Source organism: Aquirufa rosea, assembly GCF_004118285.1.
Lineage (GTDB): Bacteria > Bacteroidota > Bacteroidia > Cytophagales > Spirosomataceae > Aquirufa > Aquirufa rosea.
In genome coordinates this window covers 262,332-286,306 of the sequence record NZ_SDHY01000004.1, presented here as the reverse complement: position 1 = coordinate 286,306, position 23,975 = coordinate 262,332, and the positions used below count along the sequence as shown (strand labels likewise).

At 39.7% G+C, this 23,975-nt stretch carries 16 protein-coding genes; 5 read left to right on the top strand and 11 right to left on the bottom strand.

Going from position 1 to position 23,975, the window contains the following annotated elements:
• Positions 1 to 47: 47 nt before the first annotated feature.
• Both ESB04_RS08405 and ESB04_RS08400 read right to left on the bottom strand, forming a co-directional pair.
• Positions 48 to 674 carry a PepSY-associated TM helix domain-containing protein gene (locus tag ESB04_RS08405; protein WP_129027284.1) on the bottom strand — a complete coding sequence of 209 codons (627 nt, stop codon included), beginning with the start codon at positions 672 to 674 and terminating at the stop codon, positions 48 to 50.
• A 58-nt stretch (positions 675 to 732) separates the two neighbouring features.
• A complete protein-coding gene (locus ESB04_RS08400; protein ID WP_129027283.1) occupies positions 733 to 2,232 on the bottom strand; it encodes a DUF2271 domain-containing protein in 1,500 nt (499 codons plus the stop codon).
• 243 nt (positions 2,233 to 2,475) lie between these two features.
• On the opposite strand from ESB04_RS08400, the gene ESB04_RS08395 reads away from it, so the two are divergent.
• Positions 2,476 to 4,905: an outer membrane beta-barrel family protein gene (locus tag ESB04_RS08395; protein ID WP_129027282.1), complete on the top strand. Its 2,430-nt coding sequence runs from the start codon at positions 2,476 to 2,478 to the stop codon at positions 4,903 to 4,905.
• Positions 4,906 to 4,953: 48 nt separating this feature from the next.
• Here ESB04_RS08395 and ESB04_RS08390 read toward each other — a convergent pair whose 3' ends face one another.
• Positions 4,954 to 6,144, bottom strand: coding sequence for a DUF6786 family protein (locus tag ESB04_RS08390; RefSeq protein WP_129027281.1), 1,191 nt, complete (start codon positions 6,142 to 6,144; stop codon positions 4,954 to 4,956).
• Positions 6,145 to 6,437: 293 nt separating this feature from the next.
• Between ESB04_RS08390 and ESB04_RS08385 the strand changes: the two genes are divergently transcribed.
• Positions 6,438 to 7,274, top strand: a complete 837-nt coding sequence (locus tag ESB04_RS08385) for a glycerophosphodiester phosphodiesterase family protein (protein WP_129027280.1) — start codon at positions 6,438 to 6,440, stop codon at positions 7,272 to 7,274.
• Between the two features lie 55 nt (positions 7,275 to 7,329).
• Here the strand turns inward: ESB04_RS08385 and ESB04_RS08380 are convergent, their stop codons facing one another.
• From ESB04_RS08380 to ESB04_RS08355, 6 genes are all read right to left on the bottom strand, one after another.
• Positions 7,330 to 9,567: a hypothetical protein gene (locus ESB04_RS08380; protein ID WP_235832203.1), complete on the bottom strand. Its 2,238-nt coding sequence runs from the start codon at positions 9,565 to 9,567 to the stop codon at positions 7,330 to 7,332.
• Positions 9,568 to 9,592: 25 nt separating this feature from the next.
• On the bottom strand, positions 9,593 to 10,774 hold the full coding sequence (locus ESB04_RS08375) for a sialidase family protein (protein WP_129027279.1): 1,182 nt from the start codon (positions 10,772 to 10,774) through the stop codon (positions 9,593 to 9,595).
• Between the two features lie 4 nt (positions 10,775 to 10,778).
• Positions 10,779 to 11,864 (bottom strand): polysaccharide deacetylase family protein, encoded by a 1,086-nt coding sequence (locus ESB04_RS08370; protein ID WP_129027278.1) that lies wholly within the window; start codon positions 11,862 to 11,864, stop codon positions 10,779 to 10,781.
• 84 nt (positions 11,865 to 11,948) lie between these two features.
• Positions 11,949 to 13,247, bottom strand: coding sequence for a hypothetical protein (locus ESB04_RS08365; protein WP_129027277.1), 1,299 nt, complete (start codon positions 13,245 to 13,247; stop codon positions 11,949 to 11,951).
• A gap of 63 nt (positions 13,248 to 13,310) precedes the next feature.
• On the bottom strand, positions 13,311 to 14,951 hold the full coding sequence (locus ESB04_RS08360; RefSeq protein WP_129027276.1) for a SusD/RagB family nutrient-binding outer membrane lipoprotein: 1,641 nt from the start codon (positions 14,949 to 14,951) through the stop codon (positions 13,311 to 13,313).
• Between the two features lie 26 nt (positions 14,952 to 14,977).
• Positions 14,978 to 18,373, bottom strand: coding sequence for a SusC/RagA family TonB-linked outer membrane protein (locus tag ESB04_RS08355; protein ID WP_164969624.1), 3,396 nt, complete (start codon positions 18,371 to 18,373; stop codon positions 14,978 to 14,980).
• Between the two features lie 164 nt (positions 18,374 to 18,537).
• On the opposite strand from ESB04_RS08355, the gene ESB04_RS08350 reads away from it, so the two are divergent.
• From ESB04_RS08350 to ESB04_RS08340, 3 genes are read left to right on the top strand one after another with little or no spacing between them, the layout of a single operon-like run.
• Positions 18,538 to 19,401 carry an AraC family transcriptional regulator gene (locus tag ESB04_RS08350; protein ID WP_129027275.1) on the top strand — a complete coding sequence of 288 codons (864 nt, stop codon included), beginning with the start codon at positions 18,538 to 18,540 and terminating at the stop codon, positions 19,399 to 19,401.
• A gap of 41 nt (positions 19,402 to 19,442) precedes the next feature.
• On the top strand, positions 19,443 to 20,732 hold the full coding sequence (locus tag ESB04_RS08345; RefSeq protein ID WP_129027274.1) for a hypothetical protein: 1,290 nt from the start codon (positions 19,443 to 19,445) through the stop codon (positions 20,730 to 20,732).
• A 7-nt stretch (positions 20,733 to 20,739) separates the two neighbouring features.
• On the top strand, positions 20,740 to 21,525 hold the full coding sequence (locus ESB04_RS08340) for a polysaccharide deacetylase family protein (RefSeq protein ID WP_129027273.1): 786 nt from the start codon (positions 20,740 to 20,742) through the stop codon (positions 21,523 to 21,525).
• Here ESB04_RS08340 and ESB04_RS08335 read toward each other — a convergent pair.
• Both ESB04_RS08335 and ESB04_RS08330 read right to left on the bottom strand, forming a co-directional pair.
• Positions 21,522 to 22,466 (bottom strand): dihydrodipicolinate synthase family protein, encoded by a 945-nt coding sequence (locus ESB04_RS08335; protein ID WP_235832202.1) that lies wholly within the window; start codon positions 22,464 to 22,466, stop codon positions 21,522 to 21,524. The two genes, ESB04_RS08340 and ESB04_RS08335, sit on opposite strands and share 4 nt — an antisense overlap.
• A gap of 6 nt (positions 22,467 to 22,472) precedes the next feature.
• Entirely contained in the window at positions 22,473 to 23,975 is a 1,503-nt protein-coding gene (locus tag ESB04_RS08330; protein WP_129027272.1) for a sodium:solute symporter, read from the bottom strand.

The window sequence follows — 23,975 nt, the reverse complement described above, 5'->3', positions numbered from 1 at the left end:
GAAAAACCCTCTCATTTCCAATAGACTATTCGTCTGATTTTGATTACCTAAGTTAAAAAATAATAGATGCCATAAGAAATAGCCAAACCAATCAAGGCCAACAACAAGCCCGTGGTTTTTCTCTTCTTTAAAAACAACAACAAAATTAAACCCGTCGCTGAAATGAAAATCATGAAAATGGCCGAGAGATCAATCACCCAAGCCCAAGATTTACCCGTATCTCTTCCCTTATGCAAATCATTCACTACGGCCATCCAACCCATCCGTGTTTCTGTTAGATCATAGTCGCCCGTTTCGCGATCAACAAATACATCTGCTGTATAACCAGGTCCTTGAAAGGAAATGGAAATTTCCCTTTCATCGATTCTAAAATCATTCAATTGCCCCTTGATTCCATGAGTATTTCGAAGATGTTCCACCACTTCCAATTTGGCTATTTTGGAAGTATCTGTTGGATTAACCCATGCCACGTTCAACTTAGCCTTTTGCTCCTGAACATCCGATTTCTCAGGTAACCACTCCTGATGATTCAATGTCAAACCTGTCACCGAAAAAAACAATACGATGGCAAAGCTGAACATGGATAAATAGATGTGTAGCCACCGGGAAATTTCTGCAGTAGAACGACGAAGCTTGTTGGACTTGCTTTTTAACTTAGCATTGGGAGTACTCATGGTATTTATTTAAAAGAAGCCCATGAATTTTCATAGGCTCCCAGAATTATTCAACAATTTATTTGGCTACATAAATCAAAGAAGCCCCCTTTACTTCTTCGTTTCCTGGAAGAGTTTGCTTTTGATCTTTTCCGTTAAAATTCATCTCTTGCTTCATCAATTGATAAGTTCCATGCTCACGTGCTGCCTCAATATACACCGTATATTTACCTTGTTTCACAAATTGACCAGCATCATCTTTTCCGTCCCAAACCAAAGTATATTCTCCAGGCGAACGAGTAGCACTAGCCAAGGAGGCTATGTCAATAGCGCTTTCTCTTTGAGCGGCATACCATGAACGTAAATCTGGCAACCACCTAGGCTTGTTAAACCACAAAGCGATACGTCGAACCGGCTTATGGTTCTCATCTTCTACCCATACGGCCACAAATGGTCTACGGAATCTACCCTCAAAACTCGCCAGTTCAAATTTGATTTGTAACTCTTGCTTATCTGTCCACATTTTTTCCTTTTGGTTAACCATCAGGATATTAGTACTAAAACTAGCAGGACTTATACTAGGAGCTGTAGAGGCTAGTAAATTCTTCCAATTGGGACTTTGGTATTCTTCCCCAGACTTAGTCAAAATCAAATAATCCGTATCAGGAATGGAAGCCGCTAGTTGTTGACTTTGTCCCGGACTCATCACTTGAAATGCTGTGGAAAGTGCTCCGGCAGTCACCGCATCTGGATGAACCACGGTGGCACTGATTACTTCTGAGGCAGGCAATCCAGTCAATGGATTCACAACGTGTGAAAACCATTGTTTATTAATTTCGAATCCTCTTTGATAATCTCCTGAGGTAGCTACGGCTTTATTCTCCACTAAGATTTGAGCGTGTGGTTGGGCATTTTCCGCATAATTACGAGGATCTTTGATGGAAATTTGATCTACTCCGTTCCCTTTTACGAGAATATCACCCCCAACATTTAAGACGATCCCCTGTACTCCCTCAGTGGCTAAAGCGACTTCCGCTGCTTGTTGCATCACGTAGGATTTAGCAAATGAATGTAGGCGCAAAGCAGCTTGACTAGTTCTGGCAACGCTTTGCTCAGCTTCATTTATTTCCCAGTGTTTTTGTTGGGCAACGTTAACTGCCTGTTGGATTTTCTCCGCATCAGGCATCTGCTTTTGGTCACTGGCCGACTTCCAAACGCGAGAAATTTCCTCAGAAGAAGCATTGATAAGTCCTCCCGTTTTTTCTTGCCAAGTGTCAAAAAGCCGAAGCACCTGTAATAAATCTTGAGAAACAGGTTTGAATTCTCCTTGACTAGACAGCCACTGATTGAACTCTGTGCTAGGATGATAGGAACCCAAAATTTGACTCAACCGTTTTACCTCTGCGAGTAAATTAGCTTCGGCTTTTTTGGCAGCACCGTAATGCGATGCAGCGATTTTTAAATCGAGTGATGTTCCCAACAAATGATCCATTTGGGAAACATACATACCAGAAGATTGGGTAGAAGTGATTTGGGGACTGGTAACAGAAAGGGCCGCAAGGCCAAGGGATCTTAACATATGCTATTTCATTAGGGTTATTAGATTCGAAATTTAATTTTATTCTTAAAATGGCTAGAAAATTAGAGATAAACCCCTATTATTTGTCTACCCAAGGTGTTTTTGATTCGAATCTAATAACGGAGCTCTGCCCTGATTATTAGCTCACTATCTGATTTTACGTTGTAATTAATGTGCATTTTGTCGATTTTTACCAAAATAAACACCTCTAAAACCGAATTTTAGCTTGACAAAATTATTATCATGAAATTTAATCACCTTATTTGCTTCTCATTTCTATTCTCCATTCTGAATTTTCCAAGTTTCGCCCAAGTAGGTCCAAAAGGTAAAGTCAAGGGACAAATCATCGAAAAAGATTCCAAAGCTCCCATTCCATTTTCAAGTATTCGCTTGTTTCAAGCGGGTGCACAAAAATTAGTTACAGGAGGCATAGGTGACGAAAAAGGTCAGTTTTCCATAGATGTCGTTTACGGATCCTATGATGTCGTTATAGAAAGTGTGGGTTTTGAGACTGTTTCTCAAAAAGGCGTACAGATTAACAAAGAGAATCATACACTCAATCTGGGCATTTTAGAGGCCAAATCTTCTTCAAAGACCTTGGAAGAAGTCACCGTAAAGGGTCAAAAAGCATCTATGGAATTAGCCTTGGATAAGCGAATATTTAACGTAGGAACAGACTTGGCCAATCGGGGCGCCACAGCCGCAGAAATCTTGGGAAATCTACCTTCTATTCAAGTAGATGGTGAGGGCGGAGTGAAGCTACGTGGAAGTGAAAACGTGCGCATTTTGATTGATGGAAAACCCTCTACCTTGGTGGGCATCAGCGGGTCGGGAGGTTTACAATCCTTGCAAGGAAATTTAATTGAAAAAGTTGAGGTAATTACTAATCCATCCGCTCGATATGAGGCGGAAGGAATGGCAGGTATCATCAATATTGTCCTTAAGAAAAACCAAAATCAAGGCTTCAATGGAGCCATTGAAACGACCACAGGATACCCTGAAAATTTCGGGGCGACGGCCATTGTGAATTATCGTAAAGACAAGTTGAATTTTTTCTTAAACTACGGATTGTTCTATCGCAGAACTCCTGGAAGAGGAAATATTTACCAAGAAGTTTATAATCCCGGACAAACGAATTATTTGCAGCAAACTTCACAAAATAATGTAAGAGGAATGGTCAACAACATCCGTGGCGGTGCGGACTATTTTTTCAATGAAAAAACGGTATTAACAGGTTCATACATTTTCCGCAGAACGGACGTTCGTCGAATTTCAGATTTTCATTATTTGGACTACCAAAAAAGCCTGAACAATTTATACAGTATCACCGATCGTCAGCAAGACGAAAAAGAGGCAGAGCCAAATTCGGAATATGCCTTGACTTTCAAAAAATCCTATGCTCGAAAAGGGAAGGAATTTACCGCTGATTTACGTTATTTGGATTATTGGGAAAGTTCAGATCAGCTGTTTACCCAAGTGGGGAAAAAGCCCGATGGGTCCGCCTTTCCGGAGAATACCAAAATTCAAAAATCCATCAATGATGAAGCAGAACATCAATGGATTTTACAAGCAGATTATGTTAACCCAATCGGCAAAGATTGGAAAGTGGAAACCGGTTTGCGAACGAGTTTTAGGGATATGACCAATGATTACATCGTTACGCAAAAGCAAGAAACGGGGGAATTTACCGTGGTACCTGGTTTACAAAACAACTTTGTTTATCACGAGAATATTACGGCAGCTTATGCCATTTGGGGGACAAAAATCAAGAAATTTTCCTATCAAGTTGGGATACGTGGCGAGATGACGGACATTCGTACTGAGTTATTACAAACTCAGGAGAAAAACCCAAGAAACTATGCCAATCTTTTCCCAAGTGCACACTTTACATATTCTTTGTCACCAGACAATTCCTTCCAACTAGGTTATTCCAGACGTGTACGTAGACCTACTTACAACGAATTAAGTCCATTTGTAACCTATTCAGATAATAGAAACTATTTCTCCGGTAATCCTAATTTAAATCCACAATTCACCGACGTATTTGATTTAGGACATGTGAAGTATTTTGAAAATGGAAGCATTAGCTCCTCCATTTACTACCGAAATACCGATGGAAAAATAGATCGTATTCGTACAGTTGACGCGAATGGATTCTCTGTTACTTTACCACAAAACTTCAAAAATGAAGTTTCTATGGGAGCAGAATTTACAGGCTCTTCTAATGTAACTAAAACTTGGAAAGCGGATTTAAGCATTAATATTTTTAGGGCAAAAGCAGATGCCAGCAACATTGATCCTACCTATGTGAGTGATACCTATTCTTGGTTTGCACGTCATACTTCCCGCTTTAAGCTAGGAGGGGGAATAGATGCTCAATTGAGAGCCAATTATGAGGCGCCACAAAATACTCCTCAGGGTTCAAGAGGTTACATTGCGTGGATGGACTTGTCGGCAAGCAAAGACATCATGAAAGGCAATGGAACTTTAACGCTAAATATCCTTGATGTATTCAGTTCTAGAATCATGCGCTCGGAAACGAGGGGTACTAGCTTTTATACCAAATCCGAATTTCAAGGTCGTTTGACCCAATTCAACCTAACATTTAATTACCGAATCAAAACCACCAAACAAGCGGCTAAACAGCGTCGAAGTATGATGGATGAGGAGTAAGAATTGAAGATCATCTATTTTAAAAGCTCTAGAAATTCTGGAGCTTTTTTATTTCCAAGGTAAATCGGATAATTGGATTCCCAATAGTTGTTGGCATACTTGATTCAACTGAGCTTCCATACCTTCCAGATGAAATGTACGTTGCACATGTCGCAAGGACTGACCTTGGGCTAAAGCAATAGCAGGTGAGGAACTTTCCAATTCATAAAACTTGCCCATTTGTGTGCCTGTATCATTCTTGCCATCATTATAGGCGTTCAGGGCATCGCCTTGATAAGGTTTTTCCTGAATTTCCCACATGGAATTCACGTATTCTTTCTCGCCATGATAATCAAACTGTAAGATGGTTAAAATATGGTTGGTAGCATCATAGCTAGCAGCTAATGGAACTAAGGCTTGGGGAGGAATGCCCAATTTTCCTCGTGAATTGGCATCCGCTTTAAAGTAAAGCATTCCATCCTTTTTGATAAGTCGGTCAGCTGGAATCTTTCCAAAATAGGCATCGTTAATGGCTGCCTCCTTACCCTTTTGATAAGGGATAAGAATGGTATTTTGTTCTGATGCCTTCATCATCCCTAATAACCAAATCGACAATACACCAGTCGATTTATTCCAATCTGCACCTGTATTTTTTAAGGTATTATCAGTTTGATAACCTACCCAAGAAAGCCCTTGTAAAGAAACATTTAAATACTTCTCGGCTTCCTCTTGACTTAGTAATTTGATTTCTCGGTCAAGGGCCAACTTAAATTTCGTTCCGGAATAATTTTCTATTTCAAAATCCTTGTGAAAAAGGGCTTTCTGACCATCCGACTTAACTAATGGATAGGTTTCAGTGTCGATGATGGCAGGCGTTTGCCAATGCTCAAATGTAAAAGGATCACCTGCTTTGAAATATACCGAATACTGCCCTCCCTCAGGCCCCAACCAAAAGCGTTCTTCCCCACCAAAGGCATTCATGTGCGGCCCTAATTTGCCTGATTGAATAAGTTCATGATTAATCCAGCCATAACTAAATCCCTCCCTTCCCATGGAGCTACTTGTCATTACTCGGGCTTGGTATTTACCAACAACTAAAACTTGTTGGTCACCTTGACTTAGTAAGACTGTCGTGGGATCATTTTTCAATAGTTCATAGTCATAAGCGAAACTATTTTCTGGTTGTATCATGCTTTGCGTAGGCTTAGAAGGTTGGCAAGCCATCATCCCCAAAAGGATTAGTAAACAATACGTTTTCATAGGTTTTGAGGGCTTGTAAATAGGAAATGAAGTTACTCAAAATTCCTAACGCTGTCAAGGTTCGAAACCTTAACAGCGTTGTCGTAACGAATGAGTCCATTTAACTATTGTCCAAGAATCTGATATTCATCAACACACCCATTATAACATAATTCCGAATGTAAATTTCAAGATTAAAACCAGAAAAATTTTATCACAGATTTACATCGTAAAAGCCGATAAATGGGATTAGATTCCTAATTTTGAAACAGCATAAAAGCTTATCCTTTTATGACATTTATAACCTATTTAATATGAAAAAAACCGTTTGGTTATTGGCATGTTCCATAGCCACCTTAATCTCTTGTCATCGGCTAAATAGCCCAAATCAAATAGTGGCTCGGACTTATAAGTCTCAACAGAAGCTTCGCATATCAGCCCATAGAGGGAACTCAGGATTAGCTCCAGAAAATACTCTCGCCACCTTTCAAAAAACATTGGATATGGGCGTAGATTTTATTGAAATTGATGTCAGAACATCCAAAGACAATCAGTTGGTTATTTTACATGATGGGACATTAAACCGCACGACTAATGGCACTGGGCCTATTTCCAATTTGACATTGACAGAAATCAAACAATTGAAGGCGAACAAAGGCTGGGAAACTCAATTTCCAGATGAGCGCATTCCCACCTTAGAGGAAACTCTTCAGTTGGTATCCAGTTGGAATAAAGAAAGAAATACCAAAACCTATATTTATGTAGATTGTAAGCAAGTGGATCCAAAACCTTTGGTCCAGTTGATGAGGAAATACCGCTTGGACAAGGAATCAGTCTACTATGGAAATGACGACTTTTTGGTCAGACTAAAGGCTGAAGATCCACAGAGTAAAAGGATGCCAAGCTTGGATAAAGCAGAGGAAATGGAGAGAAAAATCGCTCAGATAGCTCCTTATGCCTTTGATGTTAATTGGCTTCAATTAAGCCCTCAATTAGTGAAAGATATCCATCAAAAAAATATTCGAGTATTTTCAGATGCCCTTGGCCCACTTGATCAAGAAAAAAATTATCAGAAAGCAAAAGAGCTCGGAATTGATCTAATCCAAACAGATCACGTAAAATCAGTTTATCGATATTTTTTAGGAAAATAATCTCCCCAAATGCAACGTTGTCAAGGTTTGAAACCTTGACAACGTTAGCAGATTTTTAGTTCTTAGGTCCTGAAATCACCCCCAAATACCTTCCTAACCAATAAGGCAATAGCCAAATATCTCCAGCACTATGTTCAGATAAACCATTTCCTCCATTTCTATCCATATTAAACTGGTTAGCATTATGGCGCATAATTGGTTTTTCATCTGGAGGCAATACCTCCTGAGTGGTTTGTCTCCGGAAATTGTCTGGAATTTTAACAATGTCTTTGCGGTGACTGTTTTGTATAGCCCAATCAATCATGTCCAATGGATGCTCCTTTAAATACCAGGCCGCTTCATTTAAATCGAATTGCTTAGTTCCTGTCAAAGCCGTGAAAATATTCCATGCTCCCTCTTTCTCTGGACGCTCAATTTGCCAGTGATCTAAAATCGATTTCTTAAAATTGGCTTTTAAGGTATCATTGAAAGCATATCGATATAATCCCCAATAACCCACATAATACATTTCATCATCCGAGTGATTCCAACCGTCCGACATATTTTGAGCATGGGCATCAGCATCTTTGCCAGCTCGTCCTAACACACTAAATGGACGCATTAAATTTTCATAATACCCATATTTGGTTAATAATTCAAAAGCCTTCTGCTTATATTTCTCCTTCTTTGTGAAATGATATGCCGTTTGTAACATGGCCGTAATATTGGAGGAATTTAATTTACGGTCTCCAACATTGGTAGGGAATGAATTCACGTATTTCGGATTCCACTTACCCCACATGGTTGGCTTACCATCAAAATCAATGAGGTACATATCATTTTTCAAGATATGCGACATCAAGGTATCAATCAGCACAATAGAACGCTTCTTTAAATCCGGATCATCCACCAACTCAGCCATAGCCCCAAAAGCAAAAATATGCCCAATCACCTCATCACTACTGGTGGTAGATTTGAAATCCCACTCAGGATCAGGAGATGGCTGCCAGCGCTCAGGATCTGATAAACTGGAGATAAAACCACGACGCTCAAAAGAACGCGCTGGAAAACCCGGAACTGGAGTTAACTTGTATAACCGCTCCATAGCATCCAAAGATTCGCGACAGTTTTGCAAAGCTTCTGGGTCCTTCGTTACTGCATAGCGGAATATTTCACCTCCTAAATACATGGATGTCCAAAGGCCATCATTATCTGAATCAGCCAAATATCCTGTGCTCAAATTACCTTTTTGCATTCCATCCAACGAGGCATTAAATCCATTTCTGATATGACGCTTTCTCACTTGTTCATCGTAAAAAACAGCCTTTTCATGCAAGGTCATTTTCTTAAAACAGATTTGTCCTAAACCCGCGCTGGTAGTGATTAACACAGAATTTTTAGGCCCCTCAGCAATGTGCTTCACCACATTACTTGGCAACCAACGCTCTCCATTGTAATAATCAAATTTCCCATCTTTCTTCAAGGCAAAAGCCCCCTTGGTTGACCCAAACCAAACTTTATCTCCAATCACTTTAATCGCCGTAATTTCTGTCCAAGGTAATTTTTGTTGTTTTTCCCCTACTTGTTTGGTTGAAGCATCTAATACGGCATATCCATCAGACATCCCTAGGTAAACTTTACTCGATTTCTCAGCTATATCAAATGCGGCCAAAGGACCTCCCGCATATAATTTTGAAATACTTAAAGAGCTCGGAGAAAAAGTATAAACTCCATGTTTGCCCAAAATAAAATAGGTCTGACTAGATGCCTGGTATTTCAAATCCAATACTTGATCGCCTGACAAATTTCCTTTGAACAAGGTCTTGGAGTCTTTTACCCAATGAAGACTGCTGCCATCGGAGATTAAAAAGGCAAAATCCTTTCCTCCCACCACTTGATTAGCCTTCGGAAGCTCATGCTTAGAATAGATACTTCCCGCAAAGGCATGACTCAAAATGGCTTTATCATCCAACAATACAAATTGATTTTGATAGGAAGTCAAAGCAGCCATTTTCTTTGGTGCACTAGTCCTATACTTGGTGTCTTTAATAATGGAACCTGGATATAAAAATTGTCCATCATGAGGGAGTAAGGTTCCCGTAGAACCAAACAACAATACATTTCCATTTCTATCCGCATAAGTCGCGTTTAAGTCAATGGATTGATCTTTAGAAAGGTAATACTTAACAGCATAATCCTGCCAAAAGGGGGTATCTTGGTAAACAGGTTGTTTTGCTTTGCTTTGTGCCCCAACATGCGATACATTGAGCATTAAACAAAAGCACAGTAGTGCATAGATTCGATTCTTATTCATAGTATAGGTTTAGATTAATGTAAGGCTACTCAGCTTTGATTTTTTGTGGATCCACTACCACATATTTAATGGATTTTTGATCTTTATCTACATGATGGGAGTAAGTGATATGTAATAAACCATCAGGACTTTGTGTTAAGCAAGGATAAGAAAAACTACCTTTCCCTGGAGCTACATTTTCTAAATAGGTCTTCCATTTCCACGTTTTCCCCTCATCATCTGAAAGAAATAAAGCGATTCGATAACGGCCATCAATGATGTCATTTCCGAGGAAGGCCATTCGTCCATCCTGTAAAACCAACAGCTCAACACTGGCTGTGTTAGGGATATTTGTTTTGACAGATGCTGACCAGGTTTGTCCTTGATCACTTGATTCACTAATATGCACTCGTGGCGGACCATCACCGCTGTCTCGCATATATGCCAATAAATTTCCGTTCTTCTTTTTTACCACGGCCGGTTGGATGGGTCCCCGCCCCACCAAAGGTAAACTTGGACGCCAAGAAGTTCCCTGGTCGTCAGAAATGGCCATTAATGAAAAATTATAGCCATCTGAGTAAAGAGGTAAAATAATCCGTCCATTGTCTAAAATTAATGGTTTAATACGCGTCATCCATCCGAAACTACGCTTCACTGGATCGGCACTGGCTTTGGCGATCATCTCATCATATTTAGGCGCGTATCCCGCCCAACCAATATGATGCTCCGGTAATTCCTTCAACTTTTTACTTACCTCGGTAGCAAACTCATTTCCTGGCTTTAAAAATATATTGTCTTGCCAATCCCATACGGGTGCCCCATCTCTATTATAATTGATAGATGTTTTCACACGCAACACCGATTGCTCCCATTGATTAGCCTGCACCGCAATCCAAACTAAAAAAAGTTTATTGTCTTTATTCAAAAACAAGACTGGATTACAATCCGGGATATTCGGTGTATCCGCCATTAAAAATGGCTCTCCCCATTGGGAAGCTCCTTTTTTTAATCTGGCACCCATCAACTTTACATCATCTGCCGTCCTTTCGCCACTACCATAAAACCAAACAGAAAGGTAATCTCCATTGGGTAATCGTACCAAACTACTTCCGTGAACATGTTTTTCTTGTCCAGGAAAAATGAGCATTGACTTAACGACAGCCGAATTCTGTGCCAGTGAAGGAAATGCCATCACTAGCAGGGCAATGATAATTTTAACAAATTTCATGCGATTATTTTACTTTTTTGCGACGCTCCATTAACTCGCGGAAGGTACTTAAAATGATTCCTTCCTTCTCTATATAAGCTTTCAAATCTGGGTGCATCATGGAATTCATATCAGCCAATCGAGAGCCCCCAGAACCACTGATAAATTTAAACTCTTCTGTGATATCACTGCTATGAACAATTAACATGGCCACCCCAGGCTTCATGTGTTCCAATTGATAAATCCATTGATCAGCTTTGTATTTTGCCCACTCAGCAGAACTTGGATTACCCTCAGGTTTCCAATCTCCACTATCTGAATGCAAATCATCTAATACAGGTAAACCCGCTTTCCAAAGCATTTCTCCAATCTTCTTGGATTCAGTTACTAAATCCGTCAAACCAAACTTAGCCATCGGCAAAGGCATTCCTTCTTTCCATTTGCCCTCTGCCTTCATTTTTTTGATATATGGCTTATTGACAGATTCAATCAACATTTTATTGTTGCCACCAGGAAACATCACAGGTATTCCCAGTTCCATACCCACTTTTAAATAACGCTCCAAAAAGGGAGGATAAGCAAACAATGTTCCCATGTGGGAATCTAAATGAGTAGGTTTCCAACCTAGGCGAGTAGCTCTTTCAATTTGTGCCCGAATCTCTCTTTCAACCTCATCTGGACTAGCATTTTTAATAACCTGTTCTACACTATGCCACAAACAGCCATCTCCATCACTCAAGGTTGGAACTTGTTGAAAGCCCGACAAAGCTGGCCAACGATAATCCTTCCATTCGGAGGTTAAGGTCAAGTGTAATCCTGCGTCTAGATTAGGATGATTTTTTTGGATGTAATGAATAAAACTGGCAGCCCATGGGCAAGGCATCATGATACTGCAAGAAGTAGCCACTCCTTGTTCAATGGATTTATAGGCTCCCTGATTGGAAGAATATGACATCCCGCAATCATCCACATGGAAAATAACAACCTTCTTTCCCTTAGGATAGCCTAATTTTTCCGCATAAGTTGGCTCTAGTTGTTGCTGTGCCATGGTACTATTGCTTATGGTGCTACTGGTAATGAAAGCCCATAAAAGTAGTCCTAGTTTTTTCATATTACAAAACATATCAATGTGACAATGGAAATAAAGCCTGCTTGGCTGAGGCTAAGATAAATCAAAAGAAAGAAAACTGGATGATTATTTACCTATTGGCTTAGGACTTGCCTGAATCAATTGCAGGGCTTGTTCCATATAAATCTCCGCGGTCATTTCCCCCAAGCTAGTCCTAGTTACATAATCATAGCGCTTAAAACTATTATAATCCACTTTGGCCAACATATAACCAAATGCATCATTCGTTAATCCAAACAGAAAGGGCAATTTAGTTGCCATATGTCGCTTCACATAATAGCCCACATTGGGTAATGCTTCTCCAGGAACTGTCAATATTTGGGCAGGGCCAATGTTCAACAAATTCAATTGTGTACTGACAGTATTTGGCTTTTTATATTCGTATTTCAATGGAGAATGGGTAAGAATATACCGCATAATCTCTGAATCTACAGGTAAATCAATCATTTTAGAAGTACAATACAAGGATGGAGAATCCAATACAGGTGCCTTATTGATTATTCTCAATGCCTCATCTGCCAATAACTCCCCGATTCGAATACATTCTTCCCAATTATTGGCTTCCTTTTGGTCACTCTGACCTTCTTTTCCATATTCCAAACGAGTATCTGCCGTCACCATGCCTCCCTGAGCTCCATTCATGAATAAGGCTACACCACCTGCTTGGGCTTCGATACGGCTATACAATGGCCCACATAAATCAGGACTTAGAATGCCTCTACCACTTCCGATTACTTCTGGGTGAATGGCATAATTAACCAAGGTGGCAATAGCTTTTCCTTTTCGTTCACCCGAAGTAGCTAATGCCTGAATGACACCACATCGAGGATCATACAATGCAGGAGCGTAATAATTATAGGCAATTTTGCCTTTAGCATCTTCTACATTTACTTTTAAAACAGCTGGTTCTAATTTCGTAATGGCTTCGTTGACAGCATCAGCGATTTGCTGCACACAACGATCTAGGTATTTTAAATCGGCATAATTTTTTCCAGTAGCATCAGGAAATCCGTAGGCGTCTGGAGCAGAATGGGTATGAGTAGCTCCTATGATGATGTTTTCTGGAGGGATGCCTTTAATCAAGGCTCTTGACTTATTTCCTAAGATGGATGTCCATCCCAGATTATCCACATTAACAATCGCAAAACGGGTATTTCCTTGTTCAAATACCATCGCACGCGCAAATAAATCCCCTTTCTTTTCTACAGCAGGTTTAGGTGTGCCTATACCCCCTGAAACAGGCAGTAAGGGATCTGGAGTTATCACTCGAACCGCTGCTCCAACCCGAAGGGTTTGAGCAGAAAGTTGAGTGAAAAAAAACAGGAATACAAGTATTAAAAGGTTTAGAGGTTTATAAATTTTCATTAGGTTAACAGAAGAATAGAGGTCTATTTTTGAAGGGTCCCCCGAAGGAGACCCCGTAAAATATTAATATGGCTTACCTGTTCCTTGAATAATCCAAGGTTTAGACCAAGCACTGTTTTTGCCATCAGCCTGAGAAAAATTAGTTACTTCTAATTTATCTAAAGCAGCAGCTGAATTTTTGGAATTGATACGCAATTCATCCTGCATATAGTAGAAACGAACAGGAAGCGCTTGACGTTTGGCAACAGGACCTGCTTTTAACTCAGGGAATCCTGTACGACGGAAGTCAAACCATGCCTCAGTGGCAGCTGTCCAGCTAGCAATCCACTTTTGCTCGATCACTTGCTTCACTGTTCCATTATAGGCTACGCCAGAATTTGCTAAATAAGCCGCTGATGTAGAACCTACTCCCCAAGTAGTTAAAGAGGCTTTGATACCATTTTCATAAAAAGTCTTAGCATCACCTACAGAATATCCCTTTAATGCTGCTTCAGCCAAGATGAAATTCACCTCTGCGGCTGAAACTAAACGTGCTCTTAACAATGGTCCTGTTGCATTTTTGTACATTGGAGCTAAAAACGAAACGTGAGGGTTGAAAGAAGTCTGACCTGGCGTCGGGTTCATATTGTAAGCAGATGGCAGCTGCGAAAATGAAGTAGGTAAGCCTACGTATTCTGGATCAGTATCTACTTTAGTATTTCCAACTACGTCTGGAGACAAATAACGCTTGCCATCCACAATCTTATCCGTTTTTGCAGGAAGAGTAGCATCTACCACTAAAGGAATTTCAACTTTAGCTGCCCAAACACCTAAACGTGGGTCTTTCACTCCTTGTAAATATTTTACAAAAGTGTTTGCCATTTTGATACGACGGTAGTTAGATCCACTTACATCATATACGGCATTAGCTGGCCAAGAAGTACCATCAGATGTACCTGGGAAGCCCATAGTTGCATCATCTGAATTACTTAAAATCACTGGGTAGTTGGCAGGATTTTTGGCAATTTTCTCAATTCCTGCTTTCGCTACATCTGGCTTCTTAGATGAAATACGCATGTAATAACGTAAAGCTAAAGAGTTAGCCAATTTACGCCATTTGGTAGGATCTCCAGAGTAAATAACGTCTACGTTATCTACGATGTTGGAGTATTCACTTTTTTGCTTTGATAACAAGGTATTAGCCTTTTCTAAATCTGCTAAAATACCTGTATAAATTACCTCTTGAGAATCATAAGCAGGTAAGATATTATCTGTACCACCTGTCTCCCCTTTCAAGGCATTGGTATATGGTGCATCACCCCAAAGGTCTGTAATCAAACCGAACATAAAGGCTTTGTTAACCAAAGCAACTCCTTGTTGGAATTCCCAGTTTAATGCAACAGCACGACTATAAAGTAAATCGTTGTTACGTAAAATATCATAATAACCCGACCAACTTTGGTTCCCACCCCAGTCATAGTCATTATGTCCAGAAGACCATGCATCTTTTTGCGTATGCTGAACCACACCCGCAATATCCTGATAGCCTAGGTTCACATAAGCCTTAGACATTTCGGTTAATACGGTTGGCATCACCAAGTTCGGATTCACAACCTCTGGCTGCACTCCGTTTGGATTTATATTCACTTTTGTCAAGTCTTCACAAGAGAAAAATACTCCTGTTAATAGTGTGAAGGCGACAGCTTTTATTAATCTTATTTTCATGATTTTAATGTTTTAAGGTGCTTTGATTAAAATGTCAAACCAAGTTTAAATCCAACTGGGATAACCCAAGGAGTAACATTATAGCGCTCAATTCCTTGCTTAAATTGGGTACCTGCTTGCGCTCCAGCCTGTGGTTGGAAAGCTGTTTCTGGGTCAATTCCAATTTTTGATGCAGTCCATAAAATGATATTACGGCTATACACAGAGAAGTTAGCACTTTGTAAACCTAAGCTCTTAACAAAAGTACTAGGTAGCTCATATCCCAAAGAGATCTCTCTCAACTTCACGAAAGAAGCATCAAAAGTAGCTGCACGAGTAAAGCTCCAAGGATAGTTATCTCCATAAGGTAAGATACGGGTATTAGGACCACCTAAGTTTTCCTCATATCCTGTAATATTTCCCTTAGAATCGTAAATCGCGATTACACCCGGATTAAATACCCCATTTGGATATGTTTTCCCGCCGTATTCAAATGGATATCCACCGTATTCAGCAGTAGGTCCACCCACGATAGGGAAATAGCCATTTTTGTTGATTCGGATGTATTTATCCTCATTCGCTACCAAGAAATTACGTAAGGCATCACCTGTTAATCCATTAGGGTTAATCAAGTTGTCTAAGAAACGCTGAGATTTCAAATCTGACTCACTGTAACGATAGGTCTGAGAAACGAAGTCTCCACCATTTCTCCAGTCGAATGTCATATTCAAACTAAAGTTCTTGTAGGACAAAGAAGTCTGTAAACCTAAAATGAAATCTGGGTTAAAGTTACCAATCTTAGTACGCGAGTTACTTGCACTTACTGATTGCCATGAACCATCAGAATCCAAAATTGGGTATCCGTAATACTTCGATGATTTATCCTTTACAGTCACAATCTCCGCATCATAGATATCACCAATCTTATCGCCTACATAAGTCCATGCTCCACCTTTGGCATCTGTCCAAAGAGTGTAGAAGTTCAAGCCTTCAGAAAGTTCTTTGATGGTTGTTTCGTTCTTATAGAAGTTAGCTGTCAAATCCAATCTCCAACCATTCTTGTCAATTGGCGTACCACCTGCTGTAATTTCAATTCCCTTAGATACTAACAAACCTGCGTTGATGTTCTTCGAAGTAAAACCAGATGAAGATGGTAAGGTAGTAGGGATAATTTGGTTACGATTTTCTACCGTATAATACGTACCAGAGAATCTTAAACGATTTTTGTACATCGTTAAATCAGCTCCTAAATCATAAGAAGTAGAAATCTCAGGTTTCAAATCAGGTAATAAAATAGAACCCGGTTTGCTCAAACGAGTCAATGACCCCCAAGCTTCTGAATTTTGAAGCGTGTTAATCAAAGCGTAAGGGTTGGTATCATTACCTACTTGGGCTACACCTGCACGTACTTTCAATAAGTCAATCTTATCGTTTGGAATAGCAAAAGCCTCATTCAATAATACGCTCAAAGATGCCGATGGATAGAAATAAGATCTATTTTCTACTGGCAAAGTACTTGACCAGTCGTTACGAGCAGTCAAATCCAAGTACACCATGTCCTTATAAGATACGTTGGCCATTCCATAAGCACTGTACACCACCTTCTTAGTTTGGAAACTAGAATAGTTGATATTCGTGTTGGCAATGTTTTGCAAGGTGAACAAACCAGGAATAATCAATCCAGTACCATTTCTAGAAGCAGTACTTACGTCAGTAGTTCTATATGTTCTGGCATTTCCTCCCACAGAGAAAGATAAATGGAAATCTTCTACCGGCTTAGTCCAAGTAGCTAAGAAATCTACGTTACGCTCATAACGATCTAAGTTAACGATACCATAAGCACCATTTTTCTCTCCTGTATAAGACTTCGCAATTTTAGTCTCACGAGTCTCACCATACGTATCCAAAGCATAACGAGCCATGAAACTTAATTCCTTATTGATTTGGTAATCTAATTTCACATTACCAAAAGCACGATTACGCTCAAAACCGTTCTTTACTTCGTACGCTAAGAACCATGGGTTATTAAAGTTTCCGATGGATTGAGACTTTTGTTGTAAACCTTCTTGTCCTGGAACCCAATAATCTTTTAAGTCCATGATATTAATGTGAGGAGATACCGCATAAGCCCACTGCAATGGGTTAGATCCTCTTTCACTCGCTGGACGATTGTTAGAGTTATTTCTGCTCAAATCAATGTTAGCACTTAATTTCAATTTTTTAGACAAATTGAAAGCAGAAGCCGCGGATAAGGAATTCTTAAATAAATCCGAGCCTGGGATAATTCCACGACTAGTCATATTGGAATAAGTCAAACGGTAATTAGCAACTTCATTACCATTGGTAACAGAAACACCATTAGTCGTAGTAATACCCGTTTGAACGAAATTCTTCACGTTATCAGCATAAGACTTCAATTCAGTTGGAATTGGCTTGCCATCAGCACCTTTCGGACTGTTCCATTGAATAGCCTTATAACCTTTATCTAATTCTGGTCCAATACCACCAGCAGATCCTTCTTCAATACTTAAAATTCCTCCAGGATATGGATTGTTATCTGGAGTAAATGGAAGCACACCCGTTGCAAACTTCGAGTGCATCTTCAAGAACTTATAAGGATTATCAAATACCGTATTTGAAGTAATATTAACGGTCATTTTCTTTGCCTTAGCACCATTCTTAGTAGTAATTAACACCACTCCGTTACCCGCACGAGAACCGTAAAGAGCCGCAGCACTTGGCCCCTTTAAAACCGATACACTTTCCACGTTTTCAGGATTCAAGTCAGAAATAGCATTACCATAGTCAACACGGTTATCATTACCCACTTGACCCACGTTGTTCAACGAGTTAATTACAGGCACACCGTCAATCACAAACAAAGGCTGGTTGTCATTACTTAACGACTTAGCTCCACGAATAATCATACTCACCGAAGAACCCGTTCCACCTGTCGCATTGATACTCACACCGGCCACTTTTCCAGATAATGAGTTTAATACGTTTTCGTTTACGACACGACTTAAATCCTTACCTGCTACTTTACCCACAGAATATCCTAAAGATTTTTCCTCACGCTTAATGCCTAAGGCCGTTACAACTACCTCGTTTAATAATGCCGTACTAGATGCCAAAGATACATCCACTACGCTACGGCTTCCTACGCGAATTTCCTGTGTGTCAAAACCCACAAAAGAAAATACTAATACGGGATTTGCTCCACTCACTTCAATGGAATAAGTTCCTGAGTTATTAGTAGTTGTTCCTTTGGTTGTACCCTTCAGTGAAATATTCACACCGGGAACCTCGGTACCATCTTGACTGGAGGTTACCTTTCCAGTAATCAGTCGAGACTGAGCAAAAGCAGCTGAATAGCACCCGGCCATCATGACTGCTACAAATAGAAAATGCCGAAACATTTTTACTGTAAAATTTAATCTCATAATTAGATTGATTTGGTTAAAGAAGAATTACTTGGTTTTCTGGTTTAAAATTTTAACAAAAAAATGCATTAAAATGGATGAATAATTAAATAAATTTGTCAAAAAGCACAACTATTCTAGCATAATAGCTTCATTTAGGCTAAATTGACAACTTTAATAATTCAATGAAGGCTCATTTACTTAAAGTTTCGAACCAACCACTGCGATCTTTTAGTGTTCGCCGTGACATAGTTAATTACTTTTTTAACAAGTATCATTACCATCCTGAAATCGAATTATTATTAATCGAAAAAGGAACTGGAACTCAGTTTGTAGGAGACAGTATTCAGCGTTTTCAAGACGGTGATTTATTGTTAATTGGCTCCAACTGCCCGCACTATTTACGCAGTGATAACGTGTACTTTCAAGGGGATGAAAACCTAAAAGCGAGTGCCCTAGTGATCCACTTCAATCCGGATTTATTTGGAAACTCTTTTTTAAAGCTTCATGAAAATCGCTTTATCTTACAGTTATTGGAGGAGGCCAGAAAAGGAATCCGGATTCAAGGAATTACCAAAAAACAAATCATTAGTCGAATGAATTTCATCTTAGACAATGAAAATGAGAATCTCGTATTACATTTATATCAAATCCTAGATTTATTGTCCATGAGCAAAGAGATGGAAATTCTCTCCATGGGTATTTTGGAAAACTCCACCAGTGAAAAGGAGACGGAAAGACTTAACCTCATCTATAATTATTCGGTAAAGCATTTCAAAAGAAAAATTAGTATTGATGAAATTGCCGGAGTAGCTCACCTGAGCCCCCTTTCTTTTTGTCGGTACTTCAAAACCAAAACGAGAAAAAACTACGCCAGCTTTTTAAATGAAATTAGAGTGGAATACGCTTGCAAGCTGATCAAAGAAAATCAATTTTTAGTTACACAAATTTGCTACGAATCTGGCTTCAACAACTTCACTAATTTCAATAAGGCCTTTAAAAAAACCACGGGGAAAACTCCTTTTCAATACGCTAAGGAGTTTAATTAAGCCCCCAGTAATAACCATTTATTTTCTAAACCTATCAAACAATGAACAACAAAAAATTACTGATCTCCCTACTAACAGTGGGGATGACATTAGGAACGGCATGGGCTATACGTGGCCAGTTCGGACATGAACATGGTGCCGCTTGGGCCGGGTCCATTGGAACCATCGCCATATTATTATTTGCCAAGAGACAGGACTGGTTTTCCAAGGCATTTCAAATCATCGTTTCAGGAGCCATGGGCTGGGGAATAGGAGGGGTCATGAGCTATGGCTTGGTCGTAGGCTATGGTCGCGACACTGAATTTGTGAATGTCTATTATGGTTTACTATCCTTATTTGTAATCGGTGGACTATACGGCTTTATTGGCGGAGGACTATTCGGATTAAGTTTATCCAACTCGAACAAAAACTCCATCCCTTGGCACCAGCTATTAGTGGAAATGGTTGTGGGAGCTTTACTTTTCTATTTTTTCATCATCGTTCAATACGAGTGGCTTATGACTCCACCTAGAGACGAATCTTGGGCTGGAGTTTTGGGCATGGCGGCCGCATTAACCTGGTTTATGTTTCGGACCAAACAATATTCTGCCCTACGTGTGGCTTTATTTGCCGGACTTGGTGGAGGATTTGGATTCGCATTTGGGAATTTCTTACAGGTATTGGGGCATGTTTCCGAAATCAAATTCAATTTTTGGAATGTCATGGAATACTCCTTGGGATTCTTTGGTGGAATTGGAATGGCCTATGGAACTTTTACCTCTCATTGGGAAGATACTACGGAGCAAACCTATTCCAAGCAATGGTTTCCCATGATCATGCTCGTATTAATCATTCCATTCACCATGTGGCAACAAAATTTCCGAATGGATCGATTGGAAAAAACGATCACACCTTTACTTACTGCATCTGATCAGGCCATCGAACTATCTGTGCGCTGGGATTCCCTCTTATTAATTCTTTTCGCAGGAATCTATTGGCTCAATGTTCACGCAAAACCCAAATCATTGGAATATGAAGATATCAAAAAGTTCTTCATCGGTCATTTTGCCCTTTACATGTTATTGAGCATTATCATTACCGGGGCTTTCTTAAGCACTTACCGCATAGAGCAATATCTATACGTGCTGAACTTTGTAATTATTATTTATTTGCTCAGTAAGGCTGAAGTAGATTTTGAAAACAAAAGCCTATCCTGGAATACCTATGCCAAAAACTTCGGAATCGTCTTGGCCTTCATCGCGATATTAGCCTATATTGCCGCTAATTCTCACGATGAAATCAAAGGAGCACATAAAAGATTTGGTGAAGAAATTCCCCTAGAAAAACCATAAACAGCCGATGAAAAAATTAGCCATTTTCTTGTGTGGATTAGCTCTATTGGGAGCTATTCCATCCTTTTCACAACAATTTACTTGGCCTTCTGACAAAAAAATGGCTCTCAGCCTTAGTTTTGATGATGCCCGCGGAAGTCAGGTGACCCTAGGTACTAAGCTTCTTAATCAATATGGGGTAAAAGCCACATTTTTTGTCAACCCCGGTTCCATGGAGAAGAACCTAACCGGATGGAAAAAGGCCGTTGCCGATGGACATGAAATAGGAAACCACAGTACATCTCACCCTTGTACTGGAATTTTCACCTGGTCTAGAGCCAATGCCCTAGAAAATTACAGCCTAGAAAAAATGGAAAAGGATATTTTAGATTGCAATGCCTCTATTGAAAAGAACTTAGGAGTAAAAGCTGAGGTATTCGCCTATCCCTGCGGACAAACTTTTATTGGAAATGCCACCCAAACACAAAGCTATGTACCACTGATAGCCAAGCATTTCCTTTTGGGTAGACTATGGAAAAGCGAGGCTCCCAATGACCCTAATTACCATAATTTTGCTCAATTAACAGGCATAGAAATGGATGGACAAGATTTTGAACAAATCCTGCCTCTGATAGAAGAAGCAAGAAAAACAGGTAAATGGCTAGTTTTAGCTGGCCATGAAATGAATGAGTCGGGTAATCAAACTACCCGACTCAGCATGCTCAAAAAACTCATGGAATACGCCACTAATCCAGCCAATGGTATTTGGATAGCACCCATGGGTACCGTAGCCAAATACATCCAATCTCGCTAATCCAATCGCCCCAATGCCAAAGTTTTAACCATCGGCAATTTCAAATAACTCTCGATCAATTGATCCAAAGCTGAGGTTTCCTTAGGAGTCAGTTTCCCCACATCGCGTCGGGTAGCTAGGCGAATAGGGAAGCCTCTTTTTTGTAATACATATTTGGCACTAGTAGGATAAACGGTATGCATCACATCCATATGATCTATGAAGAACTTTTGGACTATATCTACCTGCTCCTCTTTGCCTGAAGTATTAAAGTTTTCGCAAAGCCAGACTATTAATTCAGGAAAGTAATTTCCTTGAATACAAGATAAACCCATGGCTCCAGCTTTTAAAACAGAAACCGCATGACCCATATAGGCATCATACAATCCAAAATTATACCCTTGTGCCGTACGGATACGTAAGGCTACTTTGGCTAAATCCAAGGAAGTGTCTTTATGATAAACCAAACGACCGGAAGGTAATAAATCCTCCAGAACTTCCTGGCTTATCAAACGCTTGTATGGAACAGGACATTCATAAATACCAAAAGGAATACCCGGTGTCAAGTCCATGAATCGATGCATATGCTTCAAAAATTCCGCATCAGATTCCTCTTCTTTAACCATCAAATTATTCAATACAATCACGGCATCAACCCCTAATGCATAAATAGCTCTGGAAAAATCAGCCATTTCTTCGATGCTATCCCCCAATGTGCCTGTGGCCACTACGGGTACACGTCCAGCGGCTGTTTTCACCACTGTTTCAATTAAACTTAATCGCTCCACGCGCGTTAATTCATACATTTCACTGGACAAACAGTTGGCAAATAAACCTACAGAGCCTGTTTGTATATACATCTCCGTTAGCCGAGCAATCCCGTCTAAATCAAGCGAATGATCTTCTTTAAAAGTACTTATCATCACGGGTACAAAACCCTTTGGTAATTTCTGCTGCATCATTTTTACTTATTTACTGATAAATTTTTGAACTACGCGACCGATCACTACGATAGAAATGGTTCCCAATACGACGGTCATTTTTGAATCAAATGGGCTTTGCCAAGCTGGAGGGAAACTGTCTTTAAAAGAAATCCAAGCAATGATAGCTACTCCTGTAGCAGCACCAATCTTGGCTGCTAAATTTTCCACATTCTTGGCTAGGAAACCCAATAAGAAAATCCCTAACATACCCCCCGCAAAAATTCCAGATAATTTCCACCAAACATCTAAAAGGCTCTTCACTCCGATCATACTAATACCAAAGGTGATACCCAACAAGCCCATCACCACAGTAGCCGTATGCAATACCTTCAGCTGTTTGGCGGCAGGTAAATCTTTATGAACATAGCGCAAATAAATATCCTTCAAGAATACCGTAGCTGAGCTATTCATACCACTACTCATGGTACTCATGGCAGCTGATAATAATGCGGCCATTAACAAACCCAATAAACCTTTCGGAATCTGTGTCTTCATGAAAAAGGGTAATACACGATCTCCATAATCCGAAGGTTTCAATGCATCCAAAGCTATACTCTTTTCCGCTGAAACTTGTTGCTTTAATTCTAAAATCAAAGCAGGGTTTTCCATGTAAAAAGTATAGAGTGCTGTTCCTATGAAAAAGAAAAGACAAGAAACAGGAACAAAATAAAATACACAAAGCCAAATACTCTTAGCCGCTTCTTTAGCATCTTTGGCAGTATGATAACGCTGTATATAATTTTGATCAATTCCAAAATTGGTCAGGTTAATGAAAAATCCATACATCAACACCACCCAGACAGAACTTGTACTCAGATCAGGACTAAAACTTCCTAAGCTAAATTTATCATCCCGTATCCCCACTTCAATCACCTTCGAAATTCCTGTTTGATAAATGATAATTCCTACGATCATCAAAGCTCCCAAGGTTTTTAAAATCGCTTGAATAACCTCTGTCCAAATAACGGCCTCCATACCTCCCAACACCGTGTAAAAAATAATACACAATCCAGAAACGATGATAATAAGTCGCATATCAAGCCCAGTCAATGCATTGATTGTCAGAGCTATTCCATAAAAAATAGTTCCCATTCTAGCCAATTGGGTCATAATAAAACAGACCATGGCATAAGTACGAGCCCAAGCCCCAAAACGCTTTTCTAAATGCGTGTAGGCACTTACTTCTCCGCTTTGTCTGTAAAAGGGAACGAAATATTTAGTAGATACCCAGGCAGCTAAGGGGATAGATAAACTAAAAACAAATGGATTCCAGTTAGACCCAAATGACTTTCCTGGATCACCTAAAAAGGTAATCGCGCTTAAAAAAGTAGCATAAAAACTTAGTCCTAAAGCCCAACCCGGAATTTGACCGGAGGCTGTGGTAAATTGTTCGGAACTATTATTTTTCCTGGAAAAATAAACCCCAATAGCCACCATGCATAATAAATATATGACGATGATGCTCAGATCAAGAACGGGTAAATTCAT

Excerpts from the sequence above, each read along its gene's own strand:
- ESB04_RS08405 (WP_129027284.1), bottom strand. The coding sequence starts at position 674 with ATGAGTACTCCCAATGCTAAGTTAAAAAGCAAGTCCAACAAGCTTCGT.
- ESB04_RS08400 (WP_129027283.1), bottom strand. The coding sequence starts at position 2,232 with ATGTTAAGATCCCTTGGCCTTGCGGCCCTTTCTGTTACCAGTCCCCAA.
- ESB04_RS08395 (WP_129027282.1), top strand. The coding sequence starts at position 2,476 with ATGAAATTTAATCACCTTATTTGCTTCTCATTTCTATTCTCCATTCTG.
- ESB04_RS08390 (WP_129027281.1), bottom strand. The coding sequence starts at position 6,144 with ATGAAAACGTATTGTTTACTAATCCTTTTGGGGATGATGGCTTGCCAA.
- ESB04_RS08385 (WP_129027280.1), top strand. The coding sequence starts at position 6,438 with ATGAAAAAAACCGTTTGGTTATTGGCATGTTCCATAGCCACCTTAATC.
- ESB04_RS08380 (WP_235832203.1), bottom strand. The coding sequence starts at position 9,567 with ATGAATAAGAATCGAATCTATGCACTACTGTGCTTTTGTTTAATGCTC.
- ESB04_RS08375 (WP_129027279.1), bottom strand. The coding sequence starts at position 10,774 with ATGAAATTTGTTAAAATTATCATTGCCCTGCTAGTGATGGCATTTCCT.
- ESB04_RS08370 (WP_129027278.1), bottom strand. The coding sequence starts at position 11,864 with ATGAAAAAACTAGGACTACTTTTATGGGCTTTCATTACCAGTAGCACC.
- ESB04_RS08365 (WP_129027277.1), bottom strand. The coding sequence starts at position 13,247 with ATGAAAATTTATAAACCTCTAAACCTTTTAATACTTGTATTCCTGTTT.
- ESB04_RS08360 (WP_129027276.1), bottom strand. The coding sequence starts at position 14,951 with ATGAAAATAAGATTAATAAAAGCTGTCGCCTTCACACTATTAACAGGA.
- ESB04_RS08355 (WP_164969624.1), bottom strand. The coding sequence starts at position 18,373 with ATGAGATTAAATTTTACAGTAAAAATGTTTCGGCATTTTCTATTTGTA.
- ESB04_RS08350 (WP_129027275.1), top strand. The coding sequence starts at position 18,538 with ATGAAGGCTCATTTACTTAAAGTTTCGAACCAACCACTGCGATCTTTT.
- ESB04_RS08345 (WP_129027274.1), top strand. The coding sequence starts at position 19,443 with ATGAACAACAAAAAATTACTGATCTCCCTACTAACAGTGGGGATGACA.
- ESB04_RS08340 (WP_129027273.1), top strand. The coding sequence starts at position 20,740 with ATGAAAAAATTAGCCATTTTCTTGTGTGGATTAGCTCTATTGGGAGCT.
- ESB04_RS08335 (WP_235832202.1), bottom strand. The coding sequence starts at position 22,466 with ATGATGCAGCAGAAATTACCAAAGGGTTTTGTACCCGTGATGATAAGT.
- ESB04_RS08330 (WP_129027272.1), bottom strand. The coding sequence starts at position 23,975 with ATGAATTTACCCGTTCTTGATCTGAGCATCATCGTCATATATTTATTA.